Origin of the sequence: Deinococcus sp., assembly GCF_018260405.1 — a bacterium.
GTDB lineage: Bacteria > Deinococcota > Deinococci > Deinococcales > Deinococcaceae > Deinococcus.
This window is the reverse complement of the sequence record NZ_JAGLBG010000262.1, coordinates 1-277: the sequence shown is the minus strand read 5'-3', so window position 1 is coordinate 277 and position 277 is coordinate 1. Positions and strand designations below refer to the sequence as shown.

General features: G+C 42.6%; 1 protein-coding gene. It reads left to right on the top strand.

All coding sequences use genetic code 11. The features are described from left to right. Positions 1–277: hypothetical protein (locus QZ269_RS13445; protein ID WP_291427194.1), on the top strand; the 277-nt coding region annotated here is incomplete at both ends.

The following is a 277-nucleotide window of genomic DNA, read 5'->3' as shown; positions in this document are numbered from 1 at the left end:
AATAATCATAACCACGTAGATGGTAGTAATAGTAATAGTAGTAATAATAATAATAATAATGGTAATAATTACGATCGTAATAAAAACAGTAATAATAATATTCTCTATTATTATTATTATTATTATTATGGCGGCGGCGGCGGCGGCGGCTTCTCGGCCTGCGAGTTTTTTCACTATTGCCCATTTCGATTTCTTTCTCCGGCCAACAAGATGGCGGAGGCATCGGCGGAAATGGCGGCAATGGCGGCGGCGTCGGCGACGGCGGCGGCGATTCTTT